The organism is Pseudonocardia sp. ICBG162 (genome assembly GCF_020496225.1).
GTDB classification, from domain to species: domain Bacteria; phylum Actinomycetota; class Actinomycetes; order Mycobacteriales; family Pseudonocardiaceae; genus Pseudonocardia; species Pseudonocardia alni.
Genome location: NZ_JAHLJD010000023.1, coordinates 71,177 through 88,789, shown reverse-complemented (window position 1 = coordinate 88,789; position 17,613 = coordinate 71,177). Strand labels below are relative to the sequence as shown.

General features: G+C 75.7%; 15 protein-coding genes. 9 read left to right on the top strand and 6 right to left on the bottom strand.

Going from position 1 to position 17,613, the window contains the following annotated elements; translation table 11 throughout:
• Positions 1 to 43 precede the first annotated feature (43 nt).
• Both KPL60_RS22700 and KPL60_RS22695 read left to right on the top strand, forming a co-directional pair.
• Positions 44 to 3,421 carry an ATP-dependent DNA helicase gene (locus KPL60_RS22700; protein ID WP_226355368.1) on the top strand — a complete coding sequence of 1,126 codons (3,378 nt, stop codon included), beginning with the start codon at positions 44 to 46 and terminating at the stop codon, positions 3,419 to 3,421.
• A 113-nt stretch (positions 3,422 to 3,534) separates the two neighbouring features.
• On the top strand, positions 3,535 to 4,188 hold the full coding sequence (locus KPL60_RS22695; RefSeq protein WP_226355369.1) for an ester cyclase: 654 nt from the start codon (positions 3,535 to 3,537) through the stop codon (positions 4,186 to 4,188).
• Positions 4,189 to 4,270: 82 nt separating this feature from the next.
• On the opposite strand, the gene KPL60_RS22690 is transcribed toward KPL60_RS22695, so the two are convergent.
• From KPL60_RS22690 to KPL60_RS22665, 6 genes are all read right to left on the bottom strand, one after another.
• Positions 4,271 to 5,893, bottom strand: coding sequence for a cation acetate symporter (locus KPL60_RS22690; RefSeq protein ID WP_226367132.1), 1,623 nt, complete (start codon positions 5,891 to 5,893; stop codon positions 4,271 to 4,273).
• A complete protein-coding gene (locus tag KPL60_RS22685) occupies positions 5,890 to 6,243 on the bottom strand; it encodes a DUF485 domain-containing protein (RefSeq protein ID WP_226367131.1) in 354 nt (117 codons plus the stop codon). The genes KPL60_RS22690 and KPL60_RS22685 overlap by 4 nt, the downstream gene beginning before the upstream one ends.
• Before the next feature lie 189 nt (positions 6,244 to 6,432).
• The gene (locus KPL60_RS22680) at positions 6,433 to 8,100 is read right to left on the bottom strand and encodes a cation acetate symporter (RefSeq protein ID WP_226367130.1); all 1,668 of its coding nucleotides are present in this window, start codon (positions 8,098 to 8,100) and stop codon (positions 6,433 to 6,435) included.
• Positions 8,097 to 8,435 carry a hypothetical protein gene (locus tag KPL60_RS22675; protein WP_226367129.1) on the bottom strand — a complete coding sequence of 113 codons (339 nt, stop codon included), beginning with the start codon at positions 8,433 to 8,435 and terminating at the stop codon, positions 8,097 to 8,099. The genes KPL60_RS22680 and KPL60_RS22675 overlap by 4 nt, the downstream gene beginning before the upstream one ends.
• Positions 8,432 to 9,292 (bottom strand): LytTR family DNA-binding domain-containing protein, encoded by an 861-nt coding sequence (locus tag KPL60_RS22670; RefSeq protein WP_226367128.1) that lies wholly within the window; start codon positions 9,290 to 9,292, stop codon positions 8,432 to 8,434. The genes KPL60_RS22675 and KPL60_RS22670 overlap by 4 nt, the downstream gene beginning before the upstream one ends.
• Position 9,293: 1 nt before the next feature.
• Positions 9,294 to 10,385, bottom strand: a complete 1,092-nt coding sequence (locus KPL60_RS22665) for a sensor histidine kinase (protein ID WP_226355375.1) — start codon at positions 10,383 to 10,385, stop codon at positions 9,294 to 9,296.
• 117 nt (positions 10,386 to 10,502) lie between these two features.
• Here KPL60_RS22665 and KPL60_RS22660 point away from each other — a divergent pair, with 117 nt between their 5' ends.
• The 7 genes from KPL60_RS22660 to KPL60_RS22630 all read left to right on the top strand — a co-directional run bounded on the left by KPL60_RS22660 (position 10,503) and on the right by KPL60_RS22630 (position 17,575).
• Positions 10,503 to 11,501, top strand: a complete 999-nt coding sequence (locus KPL60_RS22660; protein WP_226356653.1) for a TrkA family potassium uptake protein — start codon at positions 10,503 to 10,505, stop codon at positions 11,499 to 11,501.
• Positions 11,502 to 11,547: 46 nt separating this feature from the next.
• Positions 11,548 to 12,240 carry a transketolase gene (locus KPL60_RS22655; RefSeq protein WP_226367127.1) on the top strand — a complete coding sequence of 231 codons (693 nt, stop codon included), beginning with the start codon at positions 11,548 to 11,550 and terminating at the stop codon, positions 12,238 to 12,240.
• Positions 12,237 to 13,178 (top strand): transketolase family protein, encoded by a 942-nt coding sequence (locus KPL60_RS22650; RefSeq protein ID WP_226355377.1) that lies wholly within the window; start codon positions 12,237 to 12,239, stop codon positions 13,176 to 13,178. Before KPL60_RS22655 ends, KPL60_RS22650 begins: the two co-directional genes overlap by 4 nt.
• Before the next feature lie 10 nt (positions 13,179 to 13,188).
• On the top strand, positions 13,189 to 14,052 hold the full coding sequence (locus KPL60_RS22645) for an exodeoxyribonuclease III (protein WP_226367126.1): 864 nt from the start codon (positions 13,189 to 13,191) through the stop codon (positions 14,050 to 14,052).
• A gap of 106 nt (positions 14,053 to 14,158) precedes the next feature.
• Entirely contained in the window at positions 14,159 to 15,034 is an 876-nt protein-coding gene (locus KPL60_RS22640; protein WP_226367125.1) for a DUF4142 domain-containing protein, read from the top strand.
• The gene (locus KPL60_RS34825; protein ID WP_226367124.1) at positions 15,031 to 15,990 is read left to right on the top strand and encodes a class F sortase; all 960 of its coding nucleotides are present in this window, start codon (positions 15,031 to 15,033) and stop codon (positions 15,988 to 15,990) included. The genes KPL60_RS22640 and KPL60_RS34825 overlap by 4 nt, the downstream gene beginning before the upstream one ends.
• Positions 15,991 to 16,297: 307 nt before the next feature.
• A complete protein-coding gene (locus tag KPL60_RS22630) occupies positions 16,298 to 17,575 on the top strand; it encodes an aldehyde dehydrogenase family protein (RefSeq protein WP_226367123.1) in 1,278 nt (425 codons plus the stop codon).
• Positions 17,576 to 17,613 lie beyond the last annotated feature (38 nt).

The following is a 17,613-nucleotide window of genomic DNA, read 5'->3' as shown; positions in this document are numbered from 1 at the left end:
CCGGGTGGCGAACCTGTCGGTGACGCCGGGTAGAACGGTCCGCGTGGACCCCACCCCCGCCGAGCTGGCACACGCGCTCGGTCTGCACCCGCCGACCGAGGAGCAGGCCGCGGTCATCGCCGCCCCCGCCGGGCCGGCGCTCGTCGTCGCCGGGGCGGGGGCCGGCAAGACCGAGACGATGGCGGCCCGCGTCGTCTGGCTGGTCGCGACCGGCCGGGTGCTGCCCGAGCAGGTCCTCGGGCTCACCTTCACCCGCAAGGCCGCCCAGCAGCTGGGCACCCGCGTCCGGTCCCGGCTGCGCCGCCTCGCCGGGGCCCGGCTGCTCGACGACCTGGACCCGTCCGGTGCCCGGCGCGCCGCGCTGCTGGCGGGTGAGCCCACCGTCGCGACCTACCACGCCTACGCCGGGCGCCTGGTCGGCGAGCACGCGCTGCGGCTGCCCGCCGAGCCCGCCGCCCGGCTGCTCGGCCCGACCGCGGCCTGGCAGCTGGCCCACCGGGTCGTCTCCACCTGGGCCGCGGACCTGGAGATCGACCGGGTCCCCGCGACGGTCACCGGCTACCTGCTCTCGCTGGCCGGGGAGCTGGGGGAGCACCTCGTCGAGCCGGACCAGGTGCGGCGCCTCGCCGAGCGGATGCTGCCGGTGCTGGAGCACGCCCCGCCCGGCAAGCGGCAGCGCGCCGAGCCCTCGGCCGGGTACAAGGCCCGCATCGCCGGGCAGCGGATGCGCTGCGAGCTGCTGCCGCTGGTCGAGGAGTTCGCCCGGCGCAAGCAGGCCGAGCAGGCCATGGACTTCGCCGACCAGATGGCCCTCGCGGCCCGGATCGCCGAGGCCGACCCGGAGGTCGGGCGGATCGAGCGTTCCCAGTACCGGGCCGTGCTGCTCGACGAGTACCAGGACACCGGGCACGCCCAGCGGGTGCTGCTCCGCGCCCTGTTCGGCGTGCCGCCCGGGCTCGCCCCGGAGCCGGAGGACGGCCCGGACCACCGCTCGGTCACCGCGGTGGGCGACCCCTGCCAGTCGATCTACGGCTGGCGGGGCGCGAGCGCCGGGAACCTCGCGCGCTTCCGCACCGACTTCCCCGCCGCGGGCGGCGACCCCGCGCCCGTGCACGGGCTGCTCACCAGCTTCCGGAACCCGGCCGAGGTGCTCGTCCTGGCCAACCGGGTCTCCGAGCCGCTGCGGACCGCGCCCGGCACCGTGCGGGTGGGGGAGCTGCGCCCGCTCGACGGCGCCGGCCCCGGCGACGTCCGGGCCGCCCTGCTGCCCGACGTCGCGGCCGAGGTGGCCTGGACCGCCGACGGCATCGCCGAGCGCTGGCACGCGGGCCACGACGAGGGCACCCCGCCCACCGCGGCCGTGCTGGTCCGGCGCCGCTCCGACATGGACGCGCTCGCCGCCGCGCTGCGCGACCGGCGGGTCCCGGTGGAGGTCGTCGGGCTCGGCGGGCTGCTGTCCACCCCCGAGGTCCGTGACCTCGTCTCCGCGCTGCGGGTGGTGTCCGACCCGCTCGCCGGACCGGCTGCCGTCCGGCTGCTGACCGGGCCGCGCTGGCGGCTCGGGATCGCCGACCTGGCCGCGCTGTGGCAGCGTGCCCGCGAGCTCGTCCCGCACCGCCCGGCCCGCCCCGGGCCGCTGTCGGCCGCCGACCTGGCGCTCGGCGCACTTCCCGGTGAGCAGGCGGAGCAGGCCGGTCTCGTCGACGCCCTCGACGACCCGGGCGGCCCGGAGCGCTACTCCCCGGCCGGGTTCGACCGGATCCGGCGCATCGGCCGTGAGCTCGCCCAGCTGCGCGCCCGCACCGCGGCCCCGCTGACCGACCTGGTCGCCGACGTCGAGCGGACCCTGCTCCTCGACGTCGAGACGATGGCCCGCCCCGGCCCCACCGGCCGGGCGCACCTCGACGCGTTCGCCGACGTCGTCGCCGACTTCGCCGCCGGTGCGGACGTGCCGTCGCTGCCGGGTCTGCTCGACTACCTGGAGACCGCCGAGCAGGCCGAGGAGGGGCTGACCCCCGGCGAGGTGGAGGTCGCCCCGGACCGGGTGCAGATCCTGACCGTGCACGCGGCCAAGGGGCTCGAATGGGAGGTCGTCGCCGTCCCGCACCTGGTCGCCCAGGTCTTCCCCGGCCGCAAGATGTCCGGCTCCTGGCTCAAGGACCCGGCCGCGCTGCCGGTGCCGCTGCGCGGCGACGCCGACGACCTGCCCGGCCTGGCACTGCCCCCGCCCGGCGCCGACCGCAAGCAGGTCGAGACCGCCCTCGACGACCACGACGACGCCCTCGACGAGCGCCGCCTCGCCGAGGAGCGCCGGCTGTTCTACGTCGCGCTCACCCGGTCCGAACGGGTGCTGCTGGTGTCCGGGCACCGCTGGCCCGCGACGGGGGAGAAGCCGAAGGAGCCCTCGGTGTTCCTGACCGAGCTCGCCGAGATCCTGGAGGGTCCCGGCGGCTCCGAGGTCGGTGTGCTGGAGCAGTGGGCACCGCCGCCCGAGCTGGGCACCGGCAACCCGGCGCTGGGTGTCGAACGGACCGCGCAGTGGCCGCCGGACCCGTTCGGCGACCGCGCCGACGACGTGCGCTCCGGGGCCGACCTGGTCCGCGCCGCGCTGCGGGCCCGGCGCCCGAAGCGGCCGCGCCGCGCCGCGCCCGCCGACCAGCTCGCACTGGAGCTGCCCTCGGCTCCCGACGCGGAGCCCGGGGCCGGCGTGGTCGACGCCGAGGGGGACCCCGAGGGCTGGGCCGCCGACGTCGACGTCCTGCTCGCGGAGCGGGCCGCCGCCGCGCAGCGGCCCACGGTGTCGCTGCCCGGGCGGCTGTCGGTGAGCCGGCTCGTCGAGCTCGCCGACGACCCGGACGCGCTCGCCGTGCGGCTGCGCCGTCCGGTGCCGATGCCGCCCAACCAGCACGCCCGCCGCGGCACCGCGTTCCACGCCTGGCTGGAGCAGCGCTTCGGCGCGGAACGCCTGCTGGACATCGACGAGCTGCCCGGCGCCGCCGACGAGTCGGTCTCCTCGGAGGCCGACGCGACCGAGCTCGCCGAGCTGCAGGCCGCGTTCGAGGCGTCGGAGTGGGCGGACCGGCTGCCCGTCGACGTCGAGGTGTCGTTCGAGACGGTGCTGGCCGGGGTCGCCGTGCGCGGCCGGATGGACGCGGTGTTCGCCGACCCCGACGGCGGCTGGACGGTCGTGGACTGGAAGACCGGTGGCCTGCCCGCCGAGGACCGCAGGCAGGCGGTCGGGGTGCAGCTGGCCGCGTACCGGCTGGCGTGGGCGGCACTGCAGGACGTCGAGCCGGACCGGGTGCGGGCGGCGTTCCACTACGTCCGCGACGGCGTCACCCTCCGCCCGGCCGACCTGCTCGACGCCCGCGCGCTGCACGACCTCGTCGCGGGGGTGCCGACGGCCTCGGCCGAGGTATAGACATCGTCTATCGCGAACCGTCGGAGCATCGACGGCGCGACGGGATGGCTCCGCGGCCGGGGCGCGCTGTACCGGACGGGCACGGAGGTACCGGGCCCGGAAGGAGTACGGCGATGCGGGCGCGCAGGACGATCGGGACCGTGGCGGCCGCGGGAGTGGCGGTGGCCGTCCTCGCGGGCTGTGGCGGAGCGGCGGCGACCGGGACGACCGGCCCGGCGGACTCCGGCGCCGGGACGACGGCCGCGCCGGTGGGCGCGGCACCCCGCCCGGCCGACGACGCCGACCTGGTCGACCGCACGCACGGGCTGGTCGAGCCCGGCACGGTCCATGTGGACGGATCGCTCGACACCGAGGCGGCCCGGCACGCCGTCGGCGTCGCGCAGGAGCTCTACACGTTCTGGGACACCGGCGACCGGACCCACCTGGACCGGGCCGTCGACCCGTCGTTCGTCGACCGGACGCTGCCCGCCGGACGCCCCCAGGGGCCGGACGGCCCGGTGGCCGCTTCGGCCGGGTTCCGGGCCGCGGTGCCCGACCTGCACTGCGAGCTCGCCGACCTGTACGTCACCGGCGACACGGTCACCGCTCGGCTGGTGTTCCGTGGCCGGTTCACCGGCGGGTACGAGGGGGTGCGGGGCCACGGGCAGGTGATCGACTTCGGCGCGATCGACGTCCAGCACATCGGCCGGTCGGGGCGGATCGTCGAGGACTGGCACCTGGAGGACAACCTGACGTTCCTGCAGCAGGCCGGGATCGTGCGCGGCTGAACCCCGCCCCGGCACCCCGGAACGCGGAGAGCCCGCGCCCCCGTCGACGGGGACGCGGGCTCTCCGCGTGGGGTGGCTCGGGTCAGTGCGACTCGGCCTTGGCGATGCCGGCACCGGTCAGGGACCGGACCTCCATCTCGGCGTACTTGCTGCCGTCGTGGCGCTTCTGCCCGATGTAGGTACCGACCACGCCGAGCAGGAACGACAGCGGGATCGAGACCAGGCCGGGGTTGGCCAGCGGGAACCAGGCGAAGTCCACGGTCGGGAAGATCGAGGTCTCCTTCCCGGAGACCACCGGCGAGAAGACGATCAGCACCAGGGTGCTGATCAGGCCGCCGTAGATCGAGAACAGGCCGCCGGTGGTGTTGAACCGCTTCCAGAACAACGAGTACAGGATCGTCGGCAGGTTCGCCGACGCCGCCACCGCGAAGGCCAGCGCCACGAGGAACGCGACGTTCTGGTCCTTCGCGAGGATGCCGCCGACGATCGCGACCACGCCGATCACGATCGCGGTCCGCCGGGCGACCCGGACCTGGGTGGCCTCGGTGTCCTTGACCTCGCCCCGCTTGATCACGTTGATGTAGACGTCGTGCGCGAACGAGGCCGACGCGGTGATCGTGAGCCCGGCGACGACCGCCAGGATCGTCGCGAACGCGATCGCGGCGATGATGCCGAGCAGCACCGGTCCGCCGAGGGCGGCGGCGAGCAGCGGCGCTGCGGAGTTCACCTTGCCCGGCGCGGCCTGGATGGCCTCCGGCCCGACGATCGCACCGGCGGCGAAGCCGATGACCAGCGTGAACAGGTAGAACAGGCCGATCAGCCAGATCGCGACCTCGACCGACTTCCGGGCCTCCTTCGCCGTCGGCACCGTGTAGAAGCGCATCAGCACGTGCGGCAGCCCCGCGGTGCCGAGGACCAGCGCGATCCCGAGGGAGATGAAGTCGATCTGCGAGGTCAGCGACGCGCCGTACTGCTGGCCGGGGGCGAACAGGCCCTCGCCCTTCGGCGAGCCGTCCGCGGCGGCCTGCATGATCGACGAGAAGTTGAAGCCGAACAGCGCCAGCGCCCAGATCGTCATGACCAGCGCGCCCGCGATGAGCAGCACCGCCTTGATCATCTGGACCCAGGTCGTACCGCGCATGCCGCCGATGAGGACGTAGGCGATCATCACGACGCCGACGACCGCGATCACGACGCCCTGGGCGAAGCCGCCCGAGATGCCGAGCAGCAGCGAGACCAGCGCACCGGCACCGGCCATCTGCGCGAGCAGGTAGAAGAACGACACCGCGAGCGTCGAGGTGGCCGCCGCGGCGCGGATCGGGCGCTGCTTCATCCGGAACGCCAGGACGTCGCCCATGGTGAAGCGGCCGGTGTTGCGCAGCAGCTCCGCGACCAGCAGCAGCGCGACCAGCCACGCGACCAGGAACCCGATCGAGTAGAGGAAGCCGTCGTAGCCGTTTATCGCGATGGCGCCGGCGATCCCCAGGAACGACGCCGCCGAGAGGTAGTCACCGGCGATCGCGAACCCGTTCTGGGTGCCGGAGAAGCCGCCGCCTGCGGTGTAGAAGTCGGCCGCGGTCTTCTTCGCGTGCCGGCTGTTGACGTAGAACACGATCCCCAGCGTCACGATGACGAACGCCAGGAAGATCGAGATGTTGAGCGCGGGGTTGCTGTCCGCCGTCGCCGCCAGGACTGTCGGGCTCATCGGGTCCCCTCGATCTCGCCGCGGAGCTTCGACGACAGCGGGTCGAGCACGCGGTCGGCGTAGCGGATGTAGACCACGGTGATCGCGAAGGTCGACACGAACTGCAGCAGCCCGAGGATCAGCCCCAGGTTGATGTTGCCGAGCACCGGGGTGGCCATGAAGTCCGTCGCGAAGGTCGCGAGCAGCACGTACAGCAGGTACCAGGCCAGGAACCCGGCGGTCACCGGGAACACGAACCCGCGCAGCCGCTTGCGCAGCTCCTGGAAGTCGGGGCTCGCCTGCACGGCGGCCCAGTCGGGAGTGTCCGGCGTCGGACCACCGGGCTGCTCGTCGGACTCGGTCGTACTCACGTATGCCTCCTTGCACAAGCCACGCACGGCCACGGGACCGGACCCAGGAAAGGGCCTTCGGGCCGTGTGCGGAACCCCACACGCACGCTCCGGGCGGCCCAAGATGCGAGCGGCCGACGACCGGACGATCGAGCGCGGCACCGAACGACGAGCGGTCTTGACGCCGATGTCGCCGCTACGCTAAAGCGCTCACTCCCGATCGGCCAGATGGAGCCGCAGCATCGTAACTTCCGCGTCCGACGGAACGTGATCGCCCAGTGACACGGCGATCATGACGAGGAACGCGCAGGGCACCGACCACAGCGCGGGCTGGGCGAGCAGCATGCCCGCCGTCCCGCCGAGCCCGAGCGTGGCGCCCAGCGCCATCGACCCGACCGTCGCGAGCAGCCCGGTGACCATCCCGGCGTACGCGCCGCGTGCGGTCAGCCCCTTCCACCACAGGCCGAGCACCAGCAGCGGGCAGAACGTCGACGCCGCGACGGTGAACGCCGACGTCACCGCCGCGCTGACGTCGACGCGCACCATCAGCAGCGCCGCCGGTACGACGGCCGCCGACGCGGCCAGCGCGGTCAGCCGCAGCCGGCGCAGCCCCGAGGGCATGAGGTCGTGGGCGAGCGCGCCGGACAGCGCGAGCAGCAGCCCGAGCGAGGTGGCCAGGAACGCGGCGAACGCCCCCGCGGTGAGCATCGCGGTCAGCGCCGCCGCGGTGCCGCCGCCGGTGACGCGGCCGGGCAGCGTGACGATCGCGGTGTCGGTGCCCTGCGAGAGGTACAGCTCGGGGGTGAGCACCGTCCCGAGCAGCCCGTAGACGATCGGGAACAGGTAGAACGCGCCGAGCATCGCGACGGTGATCGCCGCGGTGCGCCGGGCGCCGCGCCCGTCCGGGCTGGTGTGGAACCGCACGATGATGTGCGGCAGCCCCATCGTCCCCAGTGCCGTCGCGACCAGCACCGACCAGGTCGTCAGCAGCGGCGAGGTGTCGGCGGTGCCGAGCAGCGGCAGCGCCCAGTCGGCGCTGCCGGGGACGGGCAGCGACGCCCGGTCGCCGCCCAGCTCGGGCACGGCGGCACCGTCGGGGAAGACCCAGACGGCGTCGGCGGCGGCGTGGTGCGGGCCGGGGGCGAGCGGGGCCGGCACCCCGTCGACGACCACGACGGTCGGCTCGGTCAGCACGAGCTCGGTGTCGAGCCGGAAGTCGACCGGGGTCTCGGCGGTGAACCGGGTGAACTCCGGCGGTGCGGCCATGTCGGCGCGCAGCTGCGGCCCGGCGAGCAGCAGCAGCCAGATCGCGGGCCCGGCGAACAGCAGGAGCTTGAGCGCGAACTGGAACGCCTGCACGTAGGTGGCGGCGCGCATCCCGCCCAGCGCCAGGGTCAGCCCGACGGCGAGCCCGGACACCACGACCCCGACCCAGTAATCGACACCCGACACCAGCGTGAGCAGCTGCCCGGCCGCGACGATCTGCGGCACCAGGTAGAGCACCGCGATCACCACGACGACCACCGCGCAGAACCGGCGCAGCGACCGCGACCCGAGGCGGGCCTCGGCGAACCCGGGCACGGTCAGCGCCCCGGAACGGCGCATCGGCGCGGCGACCAGCGCGAGCATCAGCAGGTAGCCCGCGGCGAACCCGACCGGGTACCAGAGCGCCCCGGTGCCCTCCTTGATCACCAGCCCGGCGACGCCGAGGAACGACGCGGCCGACAGGTACTCCCCGGAGACCGCGGCCGCGTTGAGCATCGGCGAGGTCCGCCGGGACGCGACGAGGAAGTCCGAGGTGGTGCGCATCGCCGCGACGCCACGTGCCCCGATCAGCACCGTGACCAGCAGCAGGGCGACGACCGCGGCGGCCGTCACGGGCGTTCCGCGCGTTCGGCCCGGCGCAGGTGCCACCACGCCAGCACGCCGAGCAGCGGGTACGGCAGCCAGGCGACCGCGATCCAGCCCAGCGGGAGTCCCCCGACCCGCCACTGGGCCAGGTCCGGCGCGAGCCGCAGCAGTACCGGCAGCCCGAACAGCAGCACCGCGGCGCAGGCCAGGGTGACCACGGCACGCCGCAGCTGGGCCCGGCGCAGCCCGCGGGCCCGCTCGGCCAGCCCCGGGTCGAGCGACGCGGCCGGCTGCGGGCGCGGTACGGCGGTCCCCCGCTCGGGCGGTGCGCTGACCGCGACCCGGCGCGGGCGGGCGGTCACGGCCGCCCCCGGCCGCTTCCCGGGCCGTCGCCGTCGGGGGCGCGGTGGCCGTCGAGCGCCCCGGCGGTGGCCGCGGCGAGCAGCTGGTCGCGCAGGTCCCGGGCGTGACGACGGCTGACCGGCACGTCCCCGGCGTCGGTGTGGGCGAGCAGGCCGCCGCCGGCGTCGCTGCGCAGCTCGCGGACCGCGGGCAGGTGCAGCAGGAAGCTGCGGTGCACCCGGACGAAGCGGTGCGGGTCCCAGTGCTCCTCCAGCCGGGACAGCGGGATCCGCACCAGGTGCGAGCCCCCGGGCAGGTGCAGCCGCACGTAGTCGCCGTGGGCCTCGACGAAGCGGACGTCCTCGCGGCGGACGTAGCGGGTGCGCCCGGCGGCCTCGACCGGCAGCACGGCGAGCTCGTCGACGCGGGGCAGCGCGGGCCCGGACGGTTCCGGTGCGGTCGTGCCCGGGGTGCCCGGCCCGGCGGCCGAGCGGCCCGCCCGGGCCCGGTGCACCCGGCCGAGCGCGTCGGCGAGCCGGTCCGCGCCGACCGGTTTGAGCAGGTAGTCGACGGCGCCGAGGCCGTACGCGGCGACGGCGTGCTCCTCGAACGCCGTCACGAAGACGATCTCCGGCGGCGTGGCCATCGCGGCCAGCACACCGCCGAGCTCCAGGCCGTCCATCCCGGGCATGGTGATGTCGAGGAAGACGGCGTCGAACCGGCCGGTGGGGATCGCGCGCAGCGCCTCGACCGCGCCGCCGGCCCGGGCGACCTCGCCGACGTCGGGCGCGTCGGCCAGCAGCGCGCAGATCTCGTCGAGGGCGGGGGCGACGTCGTCGACGGCCAGCACGCGCAGCGGCTCGGCGGAGGCGGTCACCTCAGATCACCACCCCGGGCTGGAACCGCGGGATCCGCAGCACGATCCGGGTGCCCGCGCCGGGCGCGGTCTCGATGACCAGGCCGTGGTCGGGGCCGTAGACCGCGCGCAGCCTGCGGTCGACGTTCACCAGCGCCAGCCCGGCCCCCTCGGCGGTGCCGGCCAGCACGGCGCGGGCGTGCTCGGGGCTCATGCCGGGCCCGTCGTCGTCGACGGTGATCACGCAGACGTCCCCCTCGGCCTCGCCGCTGACCTGCACCAGCCCGCCGTCGGGGGAGCGCTCGACGCCGTGCTGCACCGCGTTCTCCACCAGCGGCTGCAGGGCCAGCACCGGGACCGGCACCGGCAGCACCTCCGGCGCCACCCGCACCTGCACCCGCAGCCGCTCGCCCAGCACGGCGCGGGCGAGGGTCAGGTAGGCCTCGACCGAGCGGAACTCCCCGGCCAGCGGCACGTAGTCGCCGCGCGCGGCGAGCGAGTGCCGGATGAACTCGGCGAAGGTCTCCAGCAGGTCGCGGGCGCGCGCCGGATCCGAGCGGACGAACGAGGCGATCGTGGTGAGCGCGTTGTAGACGAAGTGCGGCGAGATCTGGGCCCGCAGCGCGCGCAGCCGGGCGGCCTCGGCCTCGGTCTCGCCGTCGGCCAGCCGGGCGCGTTCGAGGGCGTCGGCGACGAAGGCGGCGGCCCGGCGGGCGGCGGCCGACCCGACCCCACCGGCCAGGACGAGCACCGGCCCGTCGCCGACCGGCAGCGCGGTGCGGCCGGCCTCGGTGAGCCGTCGCCCGCGGGCCCGCCCGGCGAGCGCGACGCCGTCGGCGCGGCCGGGGCCCCACCACGAGTCGGGCAGGCCGGGCCGGACCAGCCCCGCCGCCTCGGCACCGCAGAGCCCGGCGAGCCGGCGCAGCGCCTCGGTCGCGGCGGCGGACCCGGCCGGTTCTCGCAGGCCCGCGGCGACGGCGACGCCCGTCTCGAGGGCCTCCGTCGGGTCCGGCCCGGGCGCGGCGGCGCCGCGGAACCGGCGCGCGCTCAGCCGCGGCCGCAGCGACGTGCGCGCAGCCGGCGTCGCACGTTCGTGGTCCCCCTCGGCCGACACCTGAGTGAGGATAGGGCCCGTGCGGTCGGTGCGGCGCGACCTGGGCGCTAGCCTTCGCACGTGATCGGCTCCACCCGGCTCAGCGAACTCGATCCCCAGGTCGAGGGTGCGCTGCGGATGCCGGACCCGCGGTCGGGCCCGGTGCGCTCGCTGGTGACCCGCCTGGCGATCGCGGTGTTCGCGCTCGGCGCGACGACCTTGATCGTCTTCTTCGGGCGCGACGGCTACCTCGACAACAACGGCGCGGGCGAGATCTCGCTGCTCGACGCCCTCTACTACGCGACGGTGTCGCTGTCGACGACCGGCTACGGCGACATCGTGCCGGTCAGCCCGATGGCCCGCTCCATCAACATCGCGGTGATCACCCCGTTGCGGGTGCTGTTCCTCATCGTCCTCGTCGGTACGACCGTCGAGCTGCTCACCGAGCGCTCGCGGCAGTCGTTCCGGATCCAGCGCTGGAGGTCGCGCGTGCGCGAGCACATCGTCGTCGTCGGCTACGGCACCAAGGGGCGCGCGGCGGTGGAGACGCTGCTGGGCGACGACGTGGACCCCGGGAAGATCGTCGTCGTCGACACCGACCGGGCGCGGCTGGACGTGGCCTCCGGATTGGGCCTGGTCACCGTGTCCGGCAACGCGACCCGCTCCGCGGTGCTGCGCATCGCCGGGGTGCAGCTGGCGACGACGCTGGTCGTCGCCCTGGACCGCGACGACACCGCGGTGCTGGTCACCCTGACCGCCCGCGAGCTGTCCAAGTCGATCTCGATCGTCGCCGCGGTGCGCGAGGCGGAGAACGTGCACCTGCTCCGTCAGTCCGGCGCCAGCTCGGTGATCGTGTCCGACGAGACGGCCGGGCGGCTGCTCGGCGTCGCGACCCGCTCGCCCGCCGTCGTCGAGGTGGTGGAGGACCTGCTCACCCCGGACGCCGGCTTCGCGATCTCCCAGCGCCAGGTCGAGCCGACCGAGGTCGGCGGCTCCCCGCGGCACCTGCCCGACATCGTGCTCGGCGTGGTGCGCGGCGAGCAGCTCTACCGGGTCGACTCGGCCGCCGTCGACGCGCTGGAGCGGGGTGACCAGCTGCTCTACGTCCGCAAGGCGACCCCGCCGGACGAGGAGTAGCTCGGCCCCTTGACCTGAAGTCGACTTCAGGTCACAGGGTGGTCACATGCGATCACCGACCGGCTACGCCGACCTCGCCGGGCTGATGACCCGGATGACCGGCGACGAGAAGCACGAACCCGCCGCGACCTCCACCCTCGACGTCCTGTGGGTGCTCTACGACCGCATCCTGCGCGTCGACCCGCAGCATCCCGACGACCCCGACCGCGACCGCTTCCTGGTCTCCAAGGGGCACGGTCCGATGGCGCTCTACGCCGTCCTCGTCGCCCGCGGGTTCCTCGACGACCACCTGCTCGACCGGTTCGCCGGGTACGACTCGACCCTCGGGCACCACCCCGACCGCACGCTCGTGCCCGGGGTGGAGATCTCCTCCGGCTCGCTCGGCCACGGGCTCGGACTGGCCGTCGGCACCGCGTCGGGGCTGCGGCTGCAGGGCCGCGACGCGCGCACCGTCGTCCTCGTCGGCGACGCCGAGCTCGACGAGGGCTCCAACTTCGAGGCGATCCAGTACGCGGGCCGCGCCGGGCTGTCCGGGCTCAGCGCCGTCGTCGTCGACAACGGCTCGGCCTCGCACGGCTGGCCCGGCGGGATCGCCGGCCGCTTCGCCGCGGAGGGCTGGGCCGCCGTCGACGCCGACGGCCGCGACCACGACGACCTCGAACGCGCCTTCCGCACCGCACACCCCGACCGGCCGCTCGCGGTCGTCGCCCACGTCGAACCGAAGGGGAGCCCGCGATGAGTGCCTTTGCTCTGCTCACCGATACGCAGCACGCCACCACCTCCGAGCCCGTGACCCCGCCCGACCAGCGGGAACGCTTCTACGGCCTGCTGCCCGAGCTGGTCGCCTCCGACCCGCGGGCCGTCGCGCTGCTGGCCGACATCGGCGCCGGCTACGTCGACGTCCCGCCCGACCTCGCCGACCGCGTGATCAACGTCGGCATCCGCGAGCAGCTGCTCGTCTCCGCCGCCGGTGGGCTCGCGCTGACCGGGATGCGCCCGGTCGTGCACACGTTCGCGCCGTTCCTCGTCGAACGGCCCTACGAGCAGCTCAAGCTCGACCTCGGCCACCAGGGCGTCGGGGCGCTGCTGGTGTCGGCCGGCGGGTCCTACGACATGGCGGGCGCGGGGGAGACCCACTTCGGCCCGCGCGACGTGCCGCTGCTCGACACCCTCGAGGGCTGGACCGTGCACGTGCCCGGGCACGCCGACGAGGCCGAGGCGCAGCTGCGCGCCGCCCTGCCCGGCGACGACCGGGTCTACGTCCGGCTGTCGGGTGCGTCCAACGCGCGGCCGTACGGCACCGGGCCGTCGATGACGGTGCTGCGCCGCGGGGGCCGGGGGACGGTCGTCGCCGTCGGGCCGCTGGCGGACCGGACGCTGGCCGCCGTCGAGGGGCTCGACGTCACCGTGCTCTACGCGCCCACCGTGCGCCCGTTCGACGCGGCCACGCTGCGCGCCACGCTGTCCGAGCCGGACGTCGTGCTCGTCGAGCCCTACCTGGCCGGGACCTCGGTGCGGCCGGTGGCCGAGGCGCTGCACGACGTGCGGCACCGGGTGCTCGGGCTCGGGGTCGGCGCCGCCGAGCTGCGCCGCTACGGCAGCCCGGAGGACCACGACGCCGCGCACGGCCTGGACGTCGCGGGCATCCGGCGATCGGTCACGCGGTTCCTCTCGTAGGGTCGGGGCCGTGCGTCTGGCCACCTGGAACGTGAACTCCGCGAAGTCCCGGCTGCCGCGGCTGCTGCCGTGGCTCGACGAACGGGAACCCGACGTCGTCTGCCTGCAGGAGACCAAGCTCTCCGATGACGACTTCGCCGCGAGCTTCGACGAGGCCCTGGCCGAGCGCGGCTACGCGAGCGCGCACCACGGCCAGGGCCGGTGGAACGGCGTCGCCCTGCTGTCGCGGGTCGGGCTCGACGACGTCGTGCGCGGCCTGCCCGACGAGCCCGTCTTCACCGAGGGCGGGCTGGCGGAGCCGGACGCGCGCGCCGTCACCGCCACCTGCGGCGGGCTGCGGGTCACCTCGGTCTACGTGCCGAACGGCCGCAGCCCGGAGGACCCGCACTACGCCTACAAGCTGCGCTGGCTCGCCGCGCTGCGTGAGCAGGTCGCGGCGGGCGACCCGGACTCGACGGTGGTCGCCGGGGACGTCAACATCGCCCCCACCGACGACGACGTCTGGGACCGTTCCCTGTTCGACGGCGCCACCCACGTCACCCCCGACGAGCGGGCCGCGCTCGCCGCGCTGCTCGGGACCGGGCTGCGCGACGTCCTGCGCGAGCGCTGGCCCGACGAGCGTGTGTTCAGCTACTGGGACTACCGGGCCGGCCGGTTCCACCAGGACCAGGGGATGCGGATCGACCTGGTGCTGGCCGGGTCGGGCCCGGCCGACCGTCGCGCGGCGGTGTGGGTGGACCGCAAGGCGCGCAAGGGGAAGTCGCCCAGCGACCACGCCCCGGTCGTCCTGGACCTCGACGAGGCCCCCGACGGCGACGTCGGCCCGGTCGTCCCGCCGCCGTCGGCCCCGGCGCCGCTCAGCCGTCGGCGATAGCCACTCGCCGCCCGCGTGGGGACCCGTCGTGTGGTTCGAGTTGCAACCTTCGGAGCAAGCCGATAGCCCATCAGGCGTACACCGCTCTCTCCGGGGGATGACTCGCATGATGCGTACGACCACGAACCACCCGCGCCGGATCAGCCGCACCGTCGGTGCCGCCGTCGCCGCGGCCGCGCTCGTCGGGCTGACCGCCTGCGGTGGCGAGACGCCGCAGGTGCCGAACCTGCCCGACAACCTCCCGCAGGTCCCGGGCGTCGGCGACCCGCGCCAGGCGTTCGGCGACGCGCACCAGAAGGCCCTCGGCCTCGCCGCGCTCGGCGGCATCGGCCTGGAGCAGGGCGTCGGCGACAAGGTCAAGGAGCTCGCGCCGCAGGTGCAGGGCGAGGGCCAGCAGATCGACGACAAGCTGCGGGGGCTGGCGTCCTCGGTCGGCGTCTCGCTGCCCGACCAGGTCTCCCCGGAGATCCAGTCCCAGGTCGACGACCTCAAGGCTCGCACCGGCGAGCAGTTCGACCAGGGCTGGCTGCAGGCCGCTCAGGAGCAGGTCGGACAGCTCAGCGACCAGGCCCAGCAGCTGCTGAACGTGCCCGGCCTGCCGCCGGAGCAGCTCGACCAGGCCCGGGCGCAGCTCACGAACCTGGGTGAGCTGAAGACCAAGCTGGACCAGGCCGCGGCTGAGGCCGGCGCCACGACCCCGGGCTCCGGCTCGGACAACCCCGCCGAGAACGGCACCGACGGGAACGCCGCCGGGTCCGGCGACGGGACCGCGCCCGGTGCCGGCACCGGCACCGGCACCGGCTCGGCCTCCGGTTCCGGTGACGCCGCGGGCCAGGGCGGCTCCGGCGCGCCCGCCGTCGACGCCGGCACCGGCGGTCAGGCCGCGTCGGCGTCCGACGCCGCGCTGCCCGTCGCGCTCGGCGGTGCCGGGCTGCTGCTGCTCCTCGCCGGTGCCGTCCGGCTGCGTCGCGCCCGCGCGTGACACCGCGGCGCCGGCGCCCGGCCGGGGGCGTACGGGGAGCGGCCGCGCTGCTGCTCCTCGGCGCCGCCCTGCTGGGCGCCGGCGCCGGTCTCGCACTCGGTGACGACGCCCGCGTCGAGGCGAGCGACCTCGGCGCCGTGCCCGCGGGACCCGTGCCCGCCGCGACGCGTGCGGTGCCGGTGGCCCGGGCGCTGCCGGTCCTGGCGCCGCCCGACCCGGCTCCGGTGACCGGGGCGCCCGACGCCGCGGCGCTGCCGGGGGAGGTTGCTCCGGGTCCCTCCGGCGTGACTGCCGCCCTGCCCGCGCCCGGTGCTCCGCCCGCGCCCGCCCCGCTCCCGGGTGCGCCTGCCGCCCCGCCCGCGTCTGACCCGCTCCCCGGTCCCGGTGACCGCACCGGCCCCCCGCCCCGCTCCACCGGCCCGGCGCCGATCGCGCCGCGCGAGCCGTGGACCGTCTCGGCGGTCTACCCGCTCCCGGCACCCGAGCCCGGCGCCGCGTCGCCGCCGGTCGTCCCGGCCGTCCTGGAGCTCCCCGCCCGCGGCCTGTCCGCCCCCGTCGACGCGGTCGGCACCGCCCCCAACGGCGGGATGGTCGTCCCCGACCAGGTGCGCACGGTCGGCTGGTGGGCCCCCGGTGTCCTCCCGGGCGGCGCGTCCGGGAGCGCCGTGATCGCCGGCCACGTCGACTCGCGCACCCAGGGCATCGGGTTCCTGTCGGTGCTGCCGCAGCTCGTCGCGGGTGAGCCGGTCGTCGTCCGTGGCGCCGACGGTCGCACCGCGGCCTACCGGGTCGTCGCGCGTCGTGAGTACGGCAAGCACGACCTGCCCCGCGAGGTGTTCCGCCGGGACGGCGACCCGCAGCTCGTCCTCATCACCTGCGGCGGGGTGTTCGACCCGGCCGCGGGGAGCTACGAGTCGAACATCGTCGTCTACGCCGTGCCGACCGCTGCGCCCTGAGCCATCCCGCCTCACCCCGCTGCCGGGCCACGCGGTGCGCAGCGCCGAGATGCAGCCCAGCGGGCGGTGGAGATCCACAAATCCCGCTGAGCTGCATCTCGGCGACTGCCGGGGCCGCACGCACTCGTCGAGATGCGGCTCAGGGTTCCCCACCGGGCCCGGCGGCGGCCCTGGGCTGCATCTCGACGCGCGGGCACGGTCCGGCGTCCGGGACGAGCGGGCGGCCGCTGCTGCGTATCGGTGAGCAGAGCAGAGCCTCCCGGATACCCACTCGGGCCCGCGACGGCGACCGCCTACCCTGACCTGCGTGAGCAGCACCGTGACCACCCCGCAGGAGACGACCGAGGCGCCGGAGTTCGCCGCCGTCCGTGAGGCCGCGCAGCGCGCCCGGGCCGCCGCCCCGGCCGTCCGCGCCGCGGGCGAGGGCCGGATCGACGACGCCCTGCGCGCCGCCGCCTCGCTGATCCGGGACCGGGCGCACGAGCTGCTCGACGTCAACGCCGCCGACGTCGCCGCCGCCGAGCGGAACGGCATGGCCGCGGGCCTGCTCGACCGGCTGCGTCTGGACCCCGAGCGGCTCGCCGGCATCGCCACCCAGCTCGAGGTGCTCGCCGCGACCCCTGAGCCGCCCACCGAGTGGCCGGTCCGCACGCTGGAGACCGGCGAGCGGGTGTTCGAGCGGCGCATCCCGGTCGGCGTCATCGGCGCGGTGTTCGAGGCCCGGCCGAACGTGACCGTCGACGTCGCCTCGCAGGTCCTCAAGGCCCGCAGCGCCGCCGTCCTGCGCACCGGGTCCGCCGCGCTCGGCAGCGCCACCGCGCTCGTCGAGCAGGTGCTGCGCCCCGCCCTGGCCGACGCCGGGCTCCCCGAGGCCGCCGTGCAGCTCGTCCCGCTGCCCGGCCACGCCGGCGCCGAGGCCCTCGTCGGGCTGCCCGACCTGGTGCCGCTGGTCGTCGTCCGCGGGTCGGGGGACGTCACCCGCAAGCTGTCCGTGCTCGGCGCGACCGCGGGCACCCGGGTGCTCGCCCACGCCGACGGCGGCGGTGTCCTCTACCTCGACGCCAGCGCCACCGAGGCCGACGTCACCCGCCTGGTCACCGACTCGACCGACCGGCTCGGCGTCTGCAACCGGCTGAACCTGCTGCTCATCGACCGGCCCGTCTACGACACCCTGCTGCCGGTCGCGAAGGCCGCCCTCGACGCCCGCGGCGTCGCGCTGTCGCTGCCCCCGCACGACCACCCGCTCGGCCACGAGTGGGCCCTGGACTCCGGCGCGGAGGCGCACGTGACCGTCGCCGTCGTCGACGGGCCGGACGACGCCGCCGACACCGCCGCCCGGGAGACCTCCGGCCTGGCCGCGACGATCTGCGCCGCCGACGAGCAGGTCGCCCGGCGCTTCATCGACCGCTACACCGGCACCGGGGTGTTCTGGAACGCGCCGTCCCGGCTGCTCGACGGCTACAAGCTGCTCGGGCTGCCCGAGACCGGCATCAACGTCGACCACACCCCCGGCCCGCGGGGCCCGGTCACCTACCGCGACCTCGGGCTGCGCCAGTTCGTGATCCTGCCGCCCGAGCACGCCTGACCGGGCAGGTTGTCGGGGGTGGGGGATAGCCTCGCTCC